At 65.5% G+C, this 16,647-nt stretch carries 14 protein-coding genes, 1 other RNA gene and 1 pseudogene; 2 read left to right on the top strand and 14 right to left on the bottom strand.

The features are described from left to right. The 3 genes and pseudogenes from A7D16_RS21495 to rlmD form a co-directional block, all read right to left on the bottom strand. A pseudogene (locus tag A7D16_RS21495) lies at positions 1-160 on the bottom strand (IS5/IS1182 family transposase); the annotation flags it as partial. A gap of 130 nt (positions 161-290) precedes the next feature. Further along, positions 291-369: non-coding RNA, sX9 sRNA (locus tag A7D16_RS09740), on the bottom strand. A 112-nt stretch (positions 370-481) separates the two neighbouring features. Further along, positions 482-1,816 carry a 23S rRNA (uracil(1939)-C(5))-methyltransferase RlmD gene (rlmD, locus tag A7D16_RS09745; protein ID WP_064632131.1) on the bottom strand — a complete coding sequence of 445 codons (1,335 nt, stop codon included), beginning with the start codon at positions 1,814-1,816 and terminating at the stop codon, positions 482-484. A 158-nt stretch (positions 1,817-1,974) separates the two neighbouring features. Here rlmD and A7D16_RS09750 point away from each other — a divergent pair, with 158 nt between their 5' ends. Next, positions 1,975-2,697: a response regulator gene (locus A7D16_RS09750; protein WP_064632134.1), complete on the top strand. Its 723-nt coding sequence runs from the start codon at positions 1,975-1,977 to the stop codon at positions 2,695-2,697. A 146-nt stretch (positions 2,698-2,843) separates the two neighbouring features. On the opposite strand, the gene recO is transcribed toward A7D16_RS09750, so the two are convergent. From recO to rpoE, 9 genes are all read right to left on the bottom strand, one after another. Further along, positions 2,844-3,566 carry a DNA repair protein RecO gene (gene recO / locus A7D16_RS09755; RefSeq protein WP_064632137.1) on the bottom strand — a complete coding sequence of 241 codons (723 nt, stop codon included), beginning with the start codon at positions 3,564-3,566 and terminating at the stop codon, positions 2,844-2,846. Between the two features lie 250 nt (positions 3,567-3,816). After that, positions 3,817-4,716 carry a GTPase Era gene (gene era, locus A7D16_RS09760; RefSeq protein WP_064632140.1) on the bottom strand — a complete coding sequence of 300 codons (900 nt, stop codon included), beginning with the start codon at positions 4,714-4,716 and terminating at the stop codon, positions 3,817-3,819. Further along, positions 4,713-5,393: a ribonuclease III gene (gene rnc / locus A7D16_RS09765; RefSeq protein ID WP_064632387.1), complete on the bottom strand. Its 681-nt coding sequence runs from the start codon at positions 5,391-5,393 to the stop codon at positions 4,713-4,715. Before rnc ends, era begins: the two co-directional genes overlap by 4 nt. Next, positions 5,383-5,790 (bottom strand): DUF4845 domain-containing protein, encoded by a 408-nt coding sequence (locus A7D16_RS09770; RefSeq protein ID WP_095522339.1) that lies wholly within the window; start codon positions 5,788-5,790, stop codon positions 5,383-5,385. Before A7D16_RS09770 ends, rnc begins: the two co-directional genes overlap by 11 nt. Further along, positions 5,791-6,591: a signal peptidase I gene (gene lepB, locus A7D16_RS09775; RefSeq protein ID WP_064632146.1), complete on the bottom strand. Its 801-nt coding sequence runs from the start codon at positions 6,589-6,591 to the stop codon at positions 5,791-5,793. Positions 6,592-6,696: 105 nt separating this feature from the next. Beyond that, the gene (lepA, locus tag A7D16_RS09780; RefSeq protein ID WP_064632148.1) at positions 6,697-8,487 is read right to left on the bottom strand and encodes a translation elongation factor 4; all 1,791 of its coding nucleotides are present in this window, start codon (positions 8,485-8,487) and stop codon (positions 6,697-6,699) included. Positions 8,488-8,669: 182 nt separating this feature from the next. Then, positions 8,670-10,253, bottom strand: a complete 1,584-nt coding sequence (locus A7D16_RS09785; protein WP_064632150.1) for a DegQ family serine endoprotease — start codon at positions 10,251-10,253, stop codon at positions 8,670-8,672. Between the two features lie 109 nt (positions 10,254-10,362). Continuing rightward, positions 10,363-11,262, bottom strand: coding sequence for a sigma-E factor negative regulatory protein (locus A7D16_RS09790; protein WP_064632152.1), 900 nt, complete (start codon positions 11,260-11,262; stop codon positions 10,363-10,365). After that, a complete protein-coding gene (gene rpoE, locus A7D16_RS09795; RefSeq protein ID WP_064632154.1) occupies positions 11,259-11,879 on the bottom strand; it encodes an RNA polymerase sigma factor RpoE in 621 nt (206 codons plus the stop codon). The genes A7D16_RS09790 and rpoE overlap by 4 nt, the downstream gene beginning before the upstream one ends. A 235-nt stretch (positions 11,880-12,114) precedes the next feature. Between rpoE and A7D16_RS09800 the strand changes: the two genes are divergently transcribed. Then, the gene (locus tag A7D16_RS09800) at positions 12,115-14,196 is read left to right on the top strand and encodes a 3-hydroxyacyl-CoA dehydrogenase NAD-binding domain-containing protein (protein ID WP_064632156.1); all 2,082 of its coding nucleotides are present in this window, start codon (positions 12,115-12,117) and stop codon (positions 14,194-14,196) included. Positions 14,197-14,409: 213 nt separating this feature from the next. Here A7D16_RS09800 and A7D16_RS09805 read toward each other — a convergent pair whose 3' ends face one another. Both A7D16_RS09805 and mmsB read right to left on the bottom strand, forming a co-directional pair. Then, positions 14,410-15,378 carry a cation diffusion facilitator family transporter gene (locus tag A7D16_RS09805; RefSeq protein WP_064632158.1) on the bottom strand — a complete coding sequence of 323 codons (969 nt, stop codon included), beginning with the start codon at positions 15,376-15,378 and terminating at the stop codon, positions 14,410-14,412. Between the two features lie 293 nt (positions 15,379-15,671). Next, positions 15,672-16,574 carry a 3-hydroxyisobutyrate dehydrogenase gene (gene mmsB / locus A7D16_RS09810; protein ID WP_193395456.1) on the bottom strand — a complete coding sequence of 301 codons (903 nt, stop codon included), beginning with the start codon at positions 16,572-16,574 and terminating at the stop codon, positions 15,672-15,674. Positions 16,575-16,647 lie beyond the last annotated feature (73 nt).

Consider the following 16,647-nt stretch of genomic DNA (forward strand, 5'->3'; position numbering starts at 1 on the left):
TGGCCGGCAATCGTGGCGATAGCGCCTGCTCCAACGCACTCCACGGCAGCCGATGGCTTAGTTGAACCAGTGGATGGCGCAGGTCGATCTGGTTTTCCAGACGCGAACGAAACAACTCATCGGCAGGTAAGTGATCGGCAGCGGGACGGCGTGTGCGCATGGGCGAAAACTGCCAGAAACCAGTGCGTACATTAACGAAAACTGGCAGTTCCAGCACGCCGAAAACGCGGGGGACGCCCTGCAATGGATGTGGTTTGGGGGTTTTTCAGGGGCGACTAAAGACTGAGAGCAGCTAACGAAACATCGCGAGCGGTTGTCAGGTGGGTGCGGACGGCGCGCTCAGGACCGGAGTGGACACGTGTGGTACATGCCGATTCCGAGCCCCGACCGCGCGCGCCTGGCAGCTGAGTAGGCGTTTCTGTTAGCTGCTCTGAAGTCGCCTCGTCCGGGTGACGGATTGCCGTCGCCCGGACGAAAAGGTCTAGCGCTTCTCGAACACCGCAACGCTTTCCACGTGCGCGGTGTGCGGGAACATGTCCATCGCGCCGGCCGATACCAGCGTAAAGCCCTGCTCGTTGACCAGATAGCCGGCGTCGCGCGCCAACGAGCCCGGGTGGCAACTCACATAGACGATGCGCTCGAACGTTTTCAGCGGCAGTTGTTGCAGCACTTCCAGGGCGCCGGAACGCGGCGGATCCAGCAGCAACTTGTCGAAGCCCTGGCGCATCCAGGAAGCGTTGCGCTGATCCTGGGTCAGATCGGCAGCGTAGAACTGCGCATTGTCCAGACCATTGCGCCGGGCATTCTCTTTCGCCCGCGCCACCAGCCCGGCGTCGCCTTCCACCCCCACCACCTCGCGCACCACGCGCGCCAGCGGCAGGGTGAAGTTGCCCAGGCCACAGAACAGATCCAGCACACGGTCGTCGGGTTTGGTATCGAGCAAGGCCAGCGCGTGCGCGATCATCTTCTGATTGAGCGAGGCGTTGACCTGGATGAAGTCCAGCGGCCGGAACGCCAGCTCCACATCCCATTGCGGCAGGCGGAACGACAACGGCACGTCCTGCGGCCATAGCGGATGCACGCTGTCCACCCCGCCGGGCTGCAGAAAGATCGCAAACCCGTGCTCCTGGGCAAAGGCGATCCAGGCCTGTTGGTCGCGCTCGCTCAGCGGCTGCATGTGACGAATGGTCAACGCTACCGTTTCGTCGCCGGCGATGAATTCGATCTGCGGAATGTCGCGCTTGCCATCCATGCTCTCGACCAGCGCGGCCAGCAACGGAATCTTGTCGCCGATCTGCGGGATCACCGTGTAGCAGACCGACAGATCGGCCACGAAGCGCGGATCGAGTTCGCGGAAACCGACCAGCGTCTTGTCCTTCTTCTCAACCCGCCGCACCGAGAAGCGACCCTTGCGGCGATAGCCCCAGTTGTCGCCACTGAGCGCAGGCAGCACGGCCTGCGGGGTGACGTGCCCGATGCGCTCGAGGTTGTCCATCAGCACGCGCTGTTTGGCCACGATCTGCTGCGACTCGTCCAGATGCTGCAGCACGCAGCCGGCGCAGACGCCGAAATGCGGGCAGCGCGGGGTGACCCGTTGTGGGGATGCCTCCAGCACCTCCACCGTCTTGGCTTCATCGAAATGTCGGCTGCGGGCAGTGGGTTCGGCACGCACCAGCTCACCGGGCAGGGCGCCGCTGATGAAGGTGACCTTGCCGCCCTCGCCGTCGCGGCGCGCCACACCGCGGCCGTCATGGCTCAGGTCGGTAATCGCGGTCTGGAAGGGAGTACGGTCGAAACGGTTTCTGGTTCTGGCCACGTGGCGACAAGCTGCGGGCAAAAAGGGTGCGTATTGTCGCAGATGCGATCGACCGAGGCCGCGCCAGGCAGCGCAGCAATTGTCGCGCCCCACAAACCCAGGCAAACTCCGGGTGTGCGCGGCGAATCAGGACGCAGCATCGCTGACAAGGAGGCAGCATGAACATGGCCACACGCCAGGAATCCAACCCACGCATCTTGCTGGTGGAAGACGACCCGATCAGCCGAGGCTTCCTGCAGGCTGTGCTGGAAGGCCTCCCCGCGACGGTGGACTGCGCCGACTCTCTGTCTTCCGCACTCGACCGCGCGCGCGAACGTCGCCACGACCTGTGGCTGATCGACGTCAATCTTCCCGATGGCACCGGCAGCGGGTTGCTGCGTGCATTGCGCCTGCTGCACCCGGACGTGCCGGCCCTGGCGCACACCGCCGACATCACCATGGCGATGCAACGCGGCCTGCAGTCCGACGGATTTCTGGAAACCCTGGTCAAACCGCTGACCTCCGAACGCCTGCTGCAGGCAGTGCGGCGCGGCCTGGCGCGGGGCCGCTACAGCGTGGCGCCGGTGAGCGTGCTGGACATCGCCGCCAGCGATTGGGACGAGGCGGCCGCGCTCAGCGCGCTCAACGGCCAGCAGCACCATCTCAACGCGTTGCGCGAGCTGTTCCTGGCCGAACTCCCGGGCAGCCGCGATGCGGTGGATTCGGCCCTGCAGATCAGCGACGAGCAGGCACTGCGCAACCATCTGCATCGGCTGCAGGCCAGCTGCGGCTTCGTCGGCGCGGCGCGGCTCGCCGGTGCGGTACGCCTGCTGCGCGGCGACCCGCAATCGCGCACCGCGCGCACCCAGTTCCATGCAGCGGTGGCTGCGTTGCTGCATTGAAAGCACTACATCGGTGTTATTCGGGCTTGGCACAGCGTTCGATGCCGTGCATCGCAGTTGTTCGGATCGAGAGGTTTGCGGCTGGCAGCGCTGACGGCACTGGCGCACTCACAGCAGCATCGCGTGCATGCCCAAGGCTGATCCGATCAGCGCCGGCGTGCCAGGTCCTCAAGCATTTCCCAGGACTTCAGCCCGCGCCCGCCCAGATGATGCAGCAGCACACTGCGCATGCTACGCCGTAGACCAGGCATGTCGTCTGCGGCCGGCATGACATCCTCGCCCAGCGCCAGCAGCGCCGAACCGGTGACGGTTTCGCGGCGATCCTGCGCCAGGCGTTCGCTCAACACGCGCAATGCGCCTTCCTGCGGATCCAGGCGATACCGCGCTGCCGGATCGATCGGCTGCCCGTCGCTGTCGTGCTGCAGATCGAAGGCGAACCCCAGCCCTTCCAGCACATCGCGCTCGAACCGACGCAGCCCCCAGGCCAACGGCAGATCGGACGCGAGGTGCGCCCGCGCCTGCGCGTAGCAGGCATACAGTTCGGGCACCGGATCGTTACGCGGGGCGAGCCGCAGCAGCAACTCGCTGATGTAGAAACCGGCCAGCATGGTCTCGCCGATTAGACGCGGCGCAGTATCCAGCGCCTCGGCCTGGCGCAACTGGGCCAACTCGCCGCGCTGCACGGCGCTGAACTGAATCAGCTGCAATGGCTGCAAGGCAGCGCGCAACGCCTGCTTGCGCGGGCCATGCACACCGCGCGCCAATAGTCCCACCCGTCCGTGCTGCTCGGTCAGCACTTCCACCAGCAGACTGGTCTCGCGCCAGGCACGCACGTGCAGGACGAAGCCATGTTCGTGCTCGATCAGCATGTCCTGGGGAGCCGGAACCGGGGAACGGGGACCCGGGATCCTGGACAAGCCAGGACGAGCAGTGGCGGCTCACCACACCAGTGAAGATGCGCCACACCATCGCATCCGCCAAATCCGCGCGCCAGGCCGTCAGCATGGGGGGCGCCCCATAACGATGTTCCCCGCCTAGCTTGGGCGACCGGTCCAGCGCTCTTACCGGGTCCCCGGTCCCCGGCCCCCGGCCCCCGGTCCAGGATCCCCGGTCCCGCCCTCATTCGTACCCGAACGCCTTCAGCGCGGCCTCGTCGTCCGACCAGCCTTCGCGCACGCGCACCCAGGTTTCCAGGAACACCTTGGCACCGAACAGCCGCTCCATCTGCAGGCGCGCCTTGCCGCCGATTTCCTTCAGGCGGGTGCCGCCCTTGCCGATCACGATCGCCTTCTGGCCTTCGCGTTCGACCCAGATCACCGCACCAATGCGCAGCAACGCGCCGTCTTCGGCAAAGCGCTCGATCTCCACCGTGGTGGCGTACGGCAGTTCTTCGCCGAGCTGGCGCATCAACTGCTCGCGCACCAGTTCACCGGCCAGGAAGCGCTGGCTGCGGTCGGTGATCTCGTCTTCGCCGAACATTGCCTCGGCTTCGGGCACCAGCTTGAGCAGGTCACCGACCAGCGCTTCCAGGCCCTTGCGCTTGAGCGCCGACACCGGGTGCACGGCGGCAAACGTGCGGCCCTCGCTGACCTGGGCCAGAAACGGGAACAGTGCGGTCTTGTCCTTGAGCCGGTCGACCTTGTTGACCACCAGCACCACCGGCACGGCGGCATCGCTGAGCACGCGGAACGCCAGCGTGTCTTCCTCGTCCCAACGGCCAGCTTCGATCACCAGCACTGCCGCATCCACGCCTTCGAGCGAGCCGCGCGCGGCGCGATTCATCACCCGATTCATCGCGCGCTTCTGCTCGCGGTGCAAGCCGGGCGTATCGACCAGCACCAGCTGGCCTTCCGGGAAGGTGGCGATGCCCAGCAATCGATGACGCGTGGTCTGCGGCCGGTTGGACACGATGCTGACCTTCGCGCCCACCAGGGCGTTGGTCAGGGTGGACTTGCCGACGTTGGGCCGGCCGATCACCGCAACGCTACCGCTGCGGTGGGGAGAAGATGTTTCGCTCACGTGTTTGAATCCAGTTGTGCGATGACAAGAGTCGCCGCCTGTTGCTCGGCGAGGCGACGCGAGGTGCCCTGGCCCTCGGCGCGGGCGGTGGGCTGCTCCAGAATGCAGGCGACGTGGAACTGCTTGGCATGTTCGTCGCCGCTTTCGCTGATCAGAGCATAGTTGGGCAGCGGCAGCTGGCGCGCCTGCAGCCATTCCTGCAGCCGGGTCTTGGGATCTTTTTCTGCCTTGCCCACCGGCAATGCTGCCAGCGAGGCTTCGAACCAGGGCAGCACCACCGCACGGCAGCGCTCGAACCCACAGTCCAGGTAAATGGCTGCAACGATCGCTTCGACCGCATCGGCCAGGATCGAATCGCGCCTGTGACCACCGGACTTCAATTCGCCTGGCCCAAGCGTGAGGCGCTCGCCCAGACTGAGGGTACGCCCGATCACCGCCAGCGCCCCTTCGCGCACCAGCTCGGCGCGCGCGCGGGTCAATGCGCCTTCATCGGCCTTGGGCCAGCGCTGATACAGCGCCTCGGCAATCAGCAGATTGACAATGCCGTCGCCAAGAAACTCAAGCCGCTCGTTATGCGGTGTCCCGGCGCTGCGATGCCGTAGCGCCTGGGCGAGCAGAGCCGGATCGGCAAAGGCATGCCCGATCGGATCACCGCGCTGGAAGGTTCTATTCGACACCACGTCCAGTCATATCCTGCGACGTTTCGAATTTACCGACAATATCCAGATTGCCGATCAATTCGCGGCGCACTTCGTAGTTCACCTTCATGCGCCAGCCGCCATCGACACGCTCGAACTTGACGTCTTCTTTTTTGACGTTTTCCGAGTAGTTGATATAGAGCCGACGAAAGAACAGATCCTGCAACTTGGACGGATCCATGGTTGCGCTGCCGGGCTCCTTGGCCAGGCCCTTCATGGCAGTACGCACGGAGTAATACTCCTGATACATCGGGAACAGCTTCATCCCGATATACAGACCGAACCCCACCACCGCCAGCACCACCACGAACGACGTCAACGTCATACCGCTTTGCTTGCGCTTCATTGTGCTTCCCCTGGCACGCCGTGCGTGCATTTACTGGATTCCAGTCCCGATCCGCGATGGATCGAAACTCCCCCTGCAGAACCACCCTTCGCAATTGAGCCAGATCAAGAACGCCTTGCCGCGCAGATTGGCTTCCGGCAGGAAGTGCGTCTGGGTCCAGAACCGGCTGTCTTCGCTGTTGTCGCGATTATCCCCCATCACGAAATAGCTGGCGGCCGGCACGGTCCAGTCGCCCTGCCCGGCCGGCATGTTGCGGTCCACCCATTCCAGCACGGTGTGCGTGCGGCCCGGCAGGTCCTCGACCAGCAGCGTGGTGCCGGTCATCTCGGCGCCCTTGCCCTTGCCGATGTACTCGCCCTTGACCGTGTAGCGCATGGGCTTGTCGTTGATGTACAGCGTATCGCCGTGGAAGCCGATCTTGTCGCCCGGCAGGCCCACCACGCGCTTGATCCAGTTCTGGTCCGGCGCATGCGGCGGCTTGAACACCACCACGTCGCCGCGCTTGGGCTCGCCGGTGGGAATGAACTTGGTATTGGTGATCGGCAGGCGGAAGCCGTACGCGAACTTGTTGACCAGGATGAAATCGCCGATCAACAGATTGGGCATCATCGAACTGGACGGAATCTTGTACGGCTCGGCCACGAAGCTGCGCAGGATCAGCACCACCGCCAGCACCGGGAAAAAGGCGCGCGAGTAGTCGATGATCGCCGGCTCGCTGTCCAGCAACCCGGCACGCGCCGCTCGACGCCTGGCCAGGAACAGCTTGTCCAGCAGCCAGATGAAGCCGGAACCCAGCGTCAGGACAACCAGGATGATTTCAAACCATTTCATTGATGTTCCTTCGGAACGGGATTCGGGATTGGAGATCGGGGATTCGCAAAAACTCGGGAGCCGGCATGCTTTTACCAATCCCTAATCACGAATCCCGAATCCCTGCTACTTATCCATCTGCAGGACAGCCAGGAAGGCCTCCTGCGGAATCTCCACGCGGCCGACCTGCTTCATGCGCTTCTTGCCTTCTTTCTGCTTTTCCAGCAGCTTTTTCTTGCGCGAAACATCGCCACCATAGCACTTGGCCAACACGTTCTTGCGCATCGCCTTGACCGTGGAACGGGAGATGATCTGCGAGCCGACGGCGGCCTGGATCGCCACGTCGAACATCTGCCGCGGGATCAATTCCTTCATCTTTTCGCACAGTTCGCGGCCGCGCCTGTCAGCGTAGCTGCGGTGCACGATGATGCTCAACGCATCGACCTTGTCGCCGTTGATCAGCGTGTCCACGCGCACGAACGGGCCGGCATCGAAACGCAGGAAGTGATAGTCCAGCGAGGCGTAACCGCGCGAGACCGACTTGAGCTTGTCGAAGAAATCCAGCACCACTTCGGCCATCGGCAGCTCGTAGCTGATCTGCACCTGGCTGCCCAGGTAGTTGATGCCGATCTGGCTGCCGCGCTTTTCTTCGCACAAGGTGATGATGTTGCCGACGTAATCGGGCGGGGTGAGGATGTTGGCGCGAATGATCGGTTCGCGAATCTCTTCCACGTTGTTGAGCGGCGGCAGCTTGGACGGGTTGTCCATCGGGATAACGCTGCCGTCGGTCTTGAGCACCTCATAGACCACGGTGGGCGCGGTCGAGATCAGGTTGAGGTTGTACTCGCGCTCCAGCCGCTCCTGCACGATCTCCATGTGCAGCATGCCCAGGAAGCCGCAGCGGAAGCCGAAGCCCATCGCCTCGGAGCTTTCCGGCTCGAAGCGCAGCGCCGCGTCGTTCAAACGCAGCTTGTCCAGCGCTTCGCGCAGGTCCGGATAGTCTTCGGCATCGACCGGGAACAGGCCGGCGAACACGCGCGGCTGCATTTCCTGGAAGCCGGGCAGCGCATGCGGTGCCGGGTCGGCGGCCAGGGTCAGGGTGTCGCCGACCGGCGCGCCGTGCACGTCCTTGATCGAGGCGTTGATCCAGCCCACTTCGCCGGCACCCAGCGCAGGCAATTCCTTGCGCTTGGGCGTGAACACGCCGACCTTGTCGACCAGATGCGTGCGGCCGGTGGACATCACCAGGATCTTGCTGCCCGGCTTGATCTCGCCCTGCATCACGCGCACCAGCGAGACCACGCCCAGGTAGTTGTCGAACCAGGAATCGATGATCAGCGCCTGCAGCTTGTCGGTGTCGCGCGGCTTGGGCGGCGGGATGCGATGCACGATCGCCTCCAGCACCAGATCGATGTTCAGACCGGTCTTGGCGCTGACCGCCACCGCGTCTTCGGCGTCGATGCCGATCACCGCTTCGATCTCGGCCTTGGCGCGATCGACATCGGCGGTGGGCAGGTCGATCTTGTTGAGCACCGGCACCACTTCCAGCCCCTGCTCCACCGCGGTGTAGCAGTTGGCCACCGATTGCGCTTCCACGCCCTGGGCGGCATCCACCACCAGCAACGCGCCTTCGCACGCGGCCAGCGAGCGGCTGACTTCATACGAGAAGTCCACGTGCCCGGGGGTGTCGATGAAATTCAGGTGGTAGACCTGCCCGTCCTTTGCCGTGTACGGCAAGGACACCGACTGCGCCTTGATGGTGATGCCGCGTTCGCGCTCGATCGGGTTGGAGTCGAGCACCTGGGCCTCCATCTCGCGCGCCTGCAGGCCGCCGCACAGTTGGATGATCCGGTCGGCCAGGGTGGATTTCCCGTGGTCAACGTGGGCAATGATGGAGAAGTTGCGGATGTTCCGCATTGAATCAGAGGACATTGAGGTGGGCGCCGGCGGTGCCGTCGTCAGGGTAACGCAGCATTATCGCACGGCCGGCCCCCTTGGGGCCGGGGGATTGGGGAATCGGGATTCGGGAATCGCAAAAGCCAGGCGGGCTATCGCCTCGCGGAGCCGCTCTTGCCATTCCCGATTCCCGATTCCCTCCGTTAGCCGCCGGCCTTCAAGGCCACATAACTGGTCGCCTTGCCGTCGGTGACCAGCAGCATGACCACGTCGCCCTTCTTGTAGCTGGACAGGGCGCGGTTGAGCTCGGCGACGCTGCCGACCTTGGTACGGCCGACGCGGGCGATGATCAGGCCCGGCGACAGCGGCGGCTGGGTGCTGCGTGCTGCCGCACCGGTGACCGCGACAATTCGCACGCCCTCGCCCGCTTCCAGGCCCAGGCGGCTGCGTTCGGCAGCAGTCAGGTCGGCCACCTGCAGGCCGAGCAATTCCACGCTGGCCGGGGCGCTGGGCTTGGCCTCATCGGCGGCGGTGCGCGGCGCGGCGCTGCCGTCCGGAGTGTCCAGCGTTGCCAGGGTGACCGTCACCTTGCGCGGTTTGCCGTCGCGCAGGACATCCAGGCTCACCTTGGTGCCCGGCGCCATCAACCCGATCATCGGCGGCAGATCGCTGGCCACATCGATCGGCTTGCCGTTGACCGCGCGGATCACATCGCCCACTTCGATACCGGCCTTGGCTGCCGGGCTGTTGGCGGGAATATCGTTGACCAGCGCGCCGCGGGTATCCGGCAAGCCCAGGCCCTGCGCCTTCAGCGAGTCGATCGCACCAACCTGCACGCCCAGCATGCCGCGACGCACATGGCCGGTGGCCTTGATCTGCTCGGCGGCGCTGAAGGCCAGGTCGATCGGGATCGCAAAGCTAATGCCCATGTAGCCGCCGGAGGCGGAGAAGATCTGCGAATTGATGCCAACCACTTCGCCGCGCGTATTGAGCAGCGGGCCGCCGGAGTTGCCCTGGTTGATCGCCACGTCGGTCTGGATGAAGGGCACATAGCGCTGATCGGCATACGGATTGCTGCGCCCGGTGGCGCTGACGATGCCGGCGGTCACCGAGTGGTCCAGGCCGAACGGTGAACCGATCGCCACTACCCACTGGCCCGGCTTGAGCGTGTTGGAGTCGCCCAGGCGTACTGTCGGCAGACCCTTGGCCTCGATCTTCAGCAGCGCCACGTCGAATTGCTCGTCGCTGCCCACCACCTTGGCCTTGAACTCGCGGCGGTCGGTCAGCTTGACGGTGACTTCGCTGGCGCCATCGACCACGTGATGGTTGGTCAGCACATAGCCATCGGCCGAAATGATGAAGCCCGAACCCATCGACTTGCCGGCAATGCCGCCGTCGTCATCGCCCTGCCCCGGACCACCCGGCCCCTGACGCGGCCCACCCGGCATCTGGAAATCCGGACCGAAGAAACGCTTGAAGAATTCCGGCATCTCATCGTCGGGCATCGCACCGCCGCCACGCCCACCTGGGCCACTGCGCTGCTGACGCGCCATGGCGTCCTTGCGGGTGATGGTGGTTTCGATATTGACCACGCCCGGCCCAACCTGTTCGACCAGGTTGGTGAAGTCCGGCAGCCCCGCCACCAACTGCGGCGCCGGCGTGGCGCTACGGTTGGCCGCGATCGGCGCAACGTCTTTGGCAGCAGGTGCCGGCTGCTGCGCGCAGGCGGCCAGCGGCAGGGTCATGGCGATCAGGCCGAACATCTGGGTGCGGATGCGTTGGTTCATCAGGTTGCCTCCGATGGCAGGGCGACAGGAGCCGCAACCCGCGTCGCAACGCGGGCTTGGCACGATAACGAAAGGAAGGGGGCCGAAAGGATGAAGGTCGGCCGCCGGATCAGTCTTGCGGAACCTGCACCGGCAACGGCCGGTTCGGCGCCGGGCTGGCGACCGTCTGCGGCGCAGGCTCGAACGGATAGAACGTCGTGCCCGGGCGGCTCTGGCGGAAACTGGCATTGAGCGGACTGTCGCCAGCCCCGGACAAGGCCGCACGCGGCCACGGGCGGGCCTGCAGTGTGGTGTCCGGATGCGTGAACGGGTTGGACGGCGCTACCGCCACTGCGGCTGCAGCCGCCGCTGGCAACGGTGCCGGTGGTGCCGTGGCGACCATGCGGGTCGGCGCCTGTTGCTGGCGCGCGGCGGCGCTGCGTGCGACTTGCTGATGACGCGTTGCCGCGCCGCGGCGGGTGGAGGCCAGCGCAGCGGCAGGAACAGCGGCAGCCAGTGCAACGACCTCGTCAGGCGTGCCCGGAACCGGGGCGGCCGGCGCCTTCGGCGCAACGGGAGCCTGCGGTTGCTGCGAGGCCGGCGGACGCTGCGCCGCGCTGGCGTACACCGGCGCGTCGGCAGCAGGTGCGGGGGTTTCGGGTAGACGCTCGCGCGCCATGAACAATGCGATCGCCGCGACCGAGGCAGCAATCGCCGCGCCCCCCCCCCAGCGCCAGCGTGCGCCCGGGCGGGCCGCGGGCTGCGCTTGCGGAGCGGGCTCATCGGCAATCGCGCTGCGCACACGCGCCGCGAAATCCAGCGGTGCCGGCGCACTGGCCGCACCGCGCAGCACGTCGCCGCACAGCTGCCAGCGCTCGTGGCAGCCAGCCAGTTCTTCATCGTGGGCCAGACGGCGCAACAGGAAGCGCGACTCGTCTGCGCTCAATTCGCCGTCGACCAACGCAGACAGCTGCTGGCGATAGTGAAGTTCGAACTTGTCGGTGGTGGACATGGCAGGGTTATGGCTCATACACGGTGTCGCTCACGGGTGGCGCTTTCGGTCTCCAGCAGAGGCCGCAGCTCGATGTCGATGGCCTCGCGCGCCCGGAAGATGCGCGAGCGCACCGTTCCGACCGGACAATCCATCTTTCGCGCGATGTCCTCGTAACTCAGCCCCTCCACCTCGCGCAGGGTGATGGCCGACCGTAGTTCTTCCGGCAGGGCTTGGACCGCGCGCATCACCGTTTGTTCCAGCTCCTGTCGCATCAATTCGCGCTCCGGGGTGTCGTTGTCGCGCAAACGGGTCGCTCCATCGAACTGTTCGGCATCGCTGATCTCGATGTCGTCGGTGGGCGGGCGGCGGTTGTGCGCAACCAGATGGTTCTTGGCAGTGTTGACGGCAATACGGTGCAGCCACGTATAGAACTGGGAGTCGCCGCGGAAACTGTTGATCGCGCGGTACGCGCGCACAAAGGTGTCCTGGGCCACGTCCTGACATTCGCTCCAGTCGGCGATGTAGCGCCCGATCAACGCGACGATCCGGTGCTGGTATTTGCGCACCAGCACATCGAACGACGCGCTCTCGCCGCGCTGCACACGCCGGACCAGTTCCAGGTCCAGCTCCTGAGGTGTATCGACTTCGGCCATGTCGGGCCGCACTCCTGTCAGCCCACCGAAGTCGGGCAATGAGACCGCCATTGAAAAGAAAAGTTCATACCGATCCGCACGACCGTCACGCATCAGGGTAGCGGCACCGATGCGCCGCCGGCGAGGCCGCGCGCAAGGCGCGTATCCCCCTGTCGACAGGTATGGGTATTTGACGTGATGGAAACAACCTCTGGATGATAACGACCTTTCCTTCTATCGCCGGACGGCCAGACGCATGCTTCCAGGTTTCGACGGGCTCCGATTCAGCCATTGGCAGGCCGATGCGCGCGAGGACGGCGTGGTCGTGCTCAGCCTTGATCGCCAGGGCGCATCGGTCAACGCATTTTCGCAGGAGGTGCTGCTGGAGCTGGGCGCACTGGTCGAGCGGCTGGCGCTGGACCCGCCCAAGGGCGTGGTGCTGCGCTCGGCCAAGCCCAACGGCTTCATCGCCGGTGCCGACCTGAAGGAATTCCAGGAATTCGACCGCAAGGGCACGGTCAACGATGCGATCCATCGCGGCCAGCAGGTCTTCCAGAAACTGGCCGAACTGCCCTGCCCCACGGTGGCGGCGATCCACGGTTTCTGCATGGGCGGCGGCACCGAGATTGCCCTGGCATGCCGGTACCGCGTGGCGTCCGACGACGCCAGCACGCGCATCGGCCTGCCGGAAACCAAGCTCGGCATCTTCCCCGGCTGGGGCGGCAGCGCCCGCTTGCCGCGCCTGATCGGTGCGCCGGCAGCGATGGATCTGATGCTCACCGGCCGCACCGTTTCGGCCAAGGCCGCGCGGGCGATGGGGCTGATCGACAAGGTCGCCGCGGCGGCGGTACTGGTCGATGTCGCCGCTGCATTGGCCTTGAACGGCACCATGCGCCCGTTCAAGCAACGTGCGACCGCGTGGGCCACCAATACGCTACTGGCCCGCAAGCTGCTGGCGCCGCAGATGCGCAAACAGGTTGCACGCAAGGCGCGCAAGGAGCACTACCCGGCGCCATACGCCTTGATCAACGTGTGGGAACGTGCTGGCGGCAGCGGCATCCAGGCGCGCCTTGCGGCCGAGCGCAAGGCGGTGGTCAAACTCGCCAGTACACCGACCGCACGCAACCTGATCCGCATCTTCTTCCTCACCGAACGTTTGAAAGCGCTGGGCGGCAAGGATGCGGGCGCGAACGCTGCCCCGCCGATTCGCCATGTGCATGTGATCGGCGCCGGCGTGATGGGCGGTGACATCGCGGCGTGGGCGGCCTACAAGGGCTTTGAGGTCACCTTGCAGGATCGCGAGCAGCGCTTTATCGAGACCGCGCTCACGCGCGGCGGCGAGCTGTTCGCCAAGCGCGTCAAGGACGACGCCAAGCGGCCAGCGGTGGCGGCACGCTTGCGTGGCGATCTGCCCGGCGCGGGCGTGGCGCAGGCCGATCTGGTGATCGAGGCGATCATCGAGAACCCGCAGGCCAAGCGCGATCTGTATCAATCGATCGAGCCGCAGCTCAAGCCCGATGCATTGCTGACGACCAATACGTCTTCGATTCCGCTGACCGAGCTACGCGGGCATATCCAGCGCCCGGCGCAGTTCGCCGGCCTGCATTACTTCAACCCGGTGGCGATGATGCCGCTGGTGGAAATCGTGCAGCACGACGGCCTGGATGCGGCCAACGTGGCGCGCCTGGCGGCGTTCTGCAAGGCGCTGGACAAGTTCCCGGTCCCGGTGGCGGGCACGCCCGGGTTCCTGGTCAACCGCGTGCTGTTCCCTTACCTGCTCGAAGCGGCCACCGCGTATGCCGAAGGCATCCCCGGCCCGGTGCTGGACAAGACGGCGGTGAAGTTCGGCATGCCGATGGGGCCGATCGAGTTGATCGACACCGTTGGCCTGGATGTCGCCGCCGGTGTGGGCGCAGAGCTCGCACCGTTTCTGCACTTGCCGATTCCTGCCGCGTTGGCAACGGTGGAGCCCGGCAAGCGCGGCAAGAAAGACGGCCAGGGCCTGTACAAATGGGAGAATGGCCGCGCGGTCAAACCCGAGGTGGCCAGTGGCTACACCGCACCTGCGGATCTGGAAGACCGCCTGATCCTGCCGTTACTCAACGAAGCGGTGGCATGCCTGCACGACGGCGTGGTGGCCGACGCGGACCTGCTCGATGCCGGCGTGATCTTCGGCACCGGCTTTGCGCCCTTCCGTGGCGGCCCGATCCAGCACATCCGCAGCGTCGGCGCCGACGCGCTGCTGGAACGTCTGCAGGCGCTGCACGCACGCTACGGCGAGCGCTTCGCACCGCGCCCGGGCTGGGATTCACCGCTGTTGCGGGAAGCGGCGGTGTAAGGCGGCGGCTCCCGCACCCGGCAGCGTTTCGATCTCAGCAAAGACGCCGTTGGCAGCCTTCTTTTTGGATCAAGGCCCCAGCGTGCAGACGCCGGGAATCATCACTACGTCATTGCCAGCAGTCGCATCACTGCTGCGTGCGGACGCGGCCATCTTCATCGGTCGGTCCTGCAAGGCGAAGCCAAGTCAACCGATCACTTGCACCGAGAGACGTTAGTGGTGGGCATGCCCACCATGCGTATGCGCATGCCCGTGGTGGGTGTCATGTGCAGCCGCTGCAGTGGGCGTTGGGGTGCCGCAGGGCACGGTGCCACAGTCACCGCTTTCCACCTGCAGGGTGACGTGGGCGATGTCGAAGCGGTCGTGCAGCAAGGTGCCGAGCGCGTCGCGCAGGCGGTCGCGGTCGGTGGTTTCGTTGACCACGACGTGCGCGGTGAGCGCGGGTGTGCTGGAGGCCAATGCCCATACGTGCAGGTCGTGCACGTCTTCGACGCCTGGATGGCTGGCGAGTGCCTGCTGCACCTGGGCCAGGTCGATGCCTTTGGGGACGCCTTCGAGCAACACGTTGATCGCTTCGCGCAGCAGCACCCAGGTGCGCGGCAGCACCCACAGGCCGATCAGCACGGCCAGCACCGGGTCGATCCATTGCCAGCCTGTCCAGCGGATCAGCAGCGCGCCGATGATCACCGCCACCGAGCCGAGCATGTCGCTCCAGACTTCCAGATAGGCGCCCTTGACGTTGAGGCTTTCGCCGCTGCCGGCATGCAGCAGCTTCATCGCGATCAGATTGATCACCAGGCCGAAGCCGGCGATCAGCAGCATGCCGCTGGACGAAATATCCTGCGGTGCGCGGAAGCGCTGCGCGGCTTCCCACAGGATGTAGGCGCCAACCGCGAACAACAGCGCGCCATTGGCCAGCGCGCCAAGCGCTTCAAGCCGCACGTAGCCATAGGTGCGGCGCGCATCGGCCGGGCGCCGGCTCAGGCGCACCGCGACCAGCGCGATCATCAGGCCCACGGTGTCGGTAGCCATATGCGCGGCGTCGGACAGCAGCGCCAGGCTGTTGGTCACGAACGCGCCGATGACTTCCGCCAGCAGGAATGTCGCGGTCAAGCCGAGCGCCCACCACAACGGGGCTTCGTGGCGGATTTCGCTGGGTGCGTGGTTGTGATCGTGTCCCATGGATGTCGTGGTCTGCTGCGATGCGCGCACCTTATGCGCCCGCGATGGCGGAGACTATTACACCTGTGCGTGATGACATCACATCACGCGCGCCGTGCCATTGGCCGGAGACGCGCAGCGCTTGCGCGATTTGCGGGAAAAATGCCTACAGGCGCACCACTGGCCGACAACCAGCTACTTATGCATGGGGGGCTCGTTCCGGTGTTGATGAAGGCGCAGGCATAACGTGATCCGGCGCCTCTCACCATGCGCAACGCCGAACTCTGGATAAGCGGCGCGGCCCGGTTCGCCGCTCAGACCTTGGCGACCAGCTTGACCACGCTGGAAAAATCCAGTGCGCCATTGCCAGCGTGGCTGTTCATCGCATACAGGTTGCGCGCCAGTTCACCGAGCGGAATCGACACGCCGGCCTGCACCGCCGACTCGGCAACCAGACCCAGGTCCTTGAGCATCAGATCGTTACCGAAGCCACCGCTGTAGCCGCGCGATGCCGGGGCATTCGGCAGCACGCCGGGCCATGGGTTGCACACTTCCGTCGCCCAGCTGCGCCCGGTGCTGACCGCCATCATCTGCGACAACACCGCCGGGTCCAATCCCTGTGCGACGCCCAGCGCCAACGCTTCGCCGGTGGCGGCCATGATCACGCCCAAGGCCATGTTGTTGCACAGTTTGGCAACCTGCCCGGCGCCGTTGTCGCCGACATGAAAGATATTCTTGCCCATTGCCTGCAGCACCGGACGCGCGCGCTCCAATGCATCGGCGCCGCCACCGACGATGAAGGTCAGCGTGCCGGCGGCGGCGCCGGCGGTGCCGCCGGACACCGGGGCGTCCAGCATCGCCAGGCCGCGCGCCCTGGCCGCATCGGCCACCTTGCGCGCAGACAGCGGCGCGATGGTGCTGCAGTCGATGACCAGCGCACCGTGCGGAATCTGCGCCAGGATGCCGGATTCGCCCAGGTACAAGCCTTCGACGTGGCGACTCGCAGGCAGCATCGAAATGACGATCTCGGCATCGGCCAGGGTGTCGTGCGCGGCGCTGGCGGCGTGTGCGCCGGCAGCTGCGGCAGCGTCCAGCGCTGCGTGCGTTAGATCGAACACCCGCAGCTGATGCCCGGCCTTGATCAGGTTGGCGGCCATGGGCCCACCCATATTGCCCAGGCCGATAAATGCGATGTTGCTCATGGTGTCGGTTTCCAGGTTGGAACGATCAATAACAGGGTGTTGCGGTCACCACGGGCTGCTCAAGCGCATCGCTGTGGCCGCACATGTC

It is taken from the genome of Xanthomonas nasturtii (assembly GCF_001660815.1).
GTDB classification, from domain to species: domain Bacteria; phylum Pseudomonadota; class Gammaproteobacteria; order Xanthomonadales; family Xanthomonadaceae; genus Xanthomonas; species Xanthomonas nasturtii.

Coding starts and splice junctions, on each gene's coding strand:
- A7D16_RS09750 (WP_064632134.1), top strand. CDS start 1,975: ATGAACATGGCCACACGCCAGGAATCCAACCCACGCATCTTGCTGGTG.
- recO (WP_064632137.1), bottom strand. CDS start 3,566: ATGCTGATCGAGCACGAACATGGCTTCGTCCTGCACGTGCGTGCCTGG.
- A7D16_RS09770 (WP_095522339.1), bottom strand. CDS start 5,790: ATGCACGCACGGCGTGCCAGGGGAAGCACAATGAAGCGCAAGCAAAGC.
- lepB (WP_064632146.1), bottom strand. CDS start 6,591: ATGAAATGGTTTGAAATCATCCTGGTTGTCCTGACGCTGGGTTCCGGC.
- lepA (WP_064632148.1), bottom strand. CDS start 8,487: ATGCGGAACATCCGCAACTTCTCCATCATTGCCCACGTTGACCACGGG.
- A7D16_RS09785 (WP_064632150.1), bottom strand. CDS start 10,253: ATGAACCAACGCATCCGCACCCAGATGTTCGGCCTGATCGCCATGACC.
- A7D16_RS09790 (WP_064632152.1), bottom strand. CDS start 11,262: ATGAGCCATAACCCTGCCATGTCCACCACCGACAAGTTCGAACTTCAC.
- rpoE (WP_064632154.1), bottom strand. CDS start 11,879: ATGGCCGAAGTCGATACACCTCAGGAGCTGGACCTGGAACTGGTCCGG.
- A7D16_RS09800 (WP_064632156.1), top strand. CDS start 12,115: ATGCTTCCAGGTTTCGACGGGCTCCGATTCAGCCATTGGCAGGCCGAT.
- A7D16_RS09805 (WP_064632158.1), bottom strand. CDS start 15,378: ATGGGACACGATCACAACCACGCACCCAGCGAAATCCGCCACGAAGCC.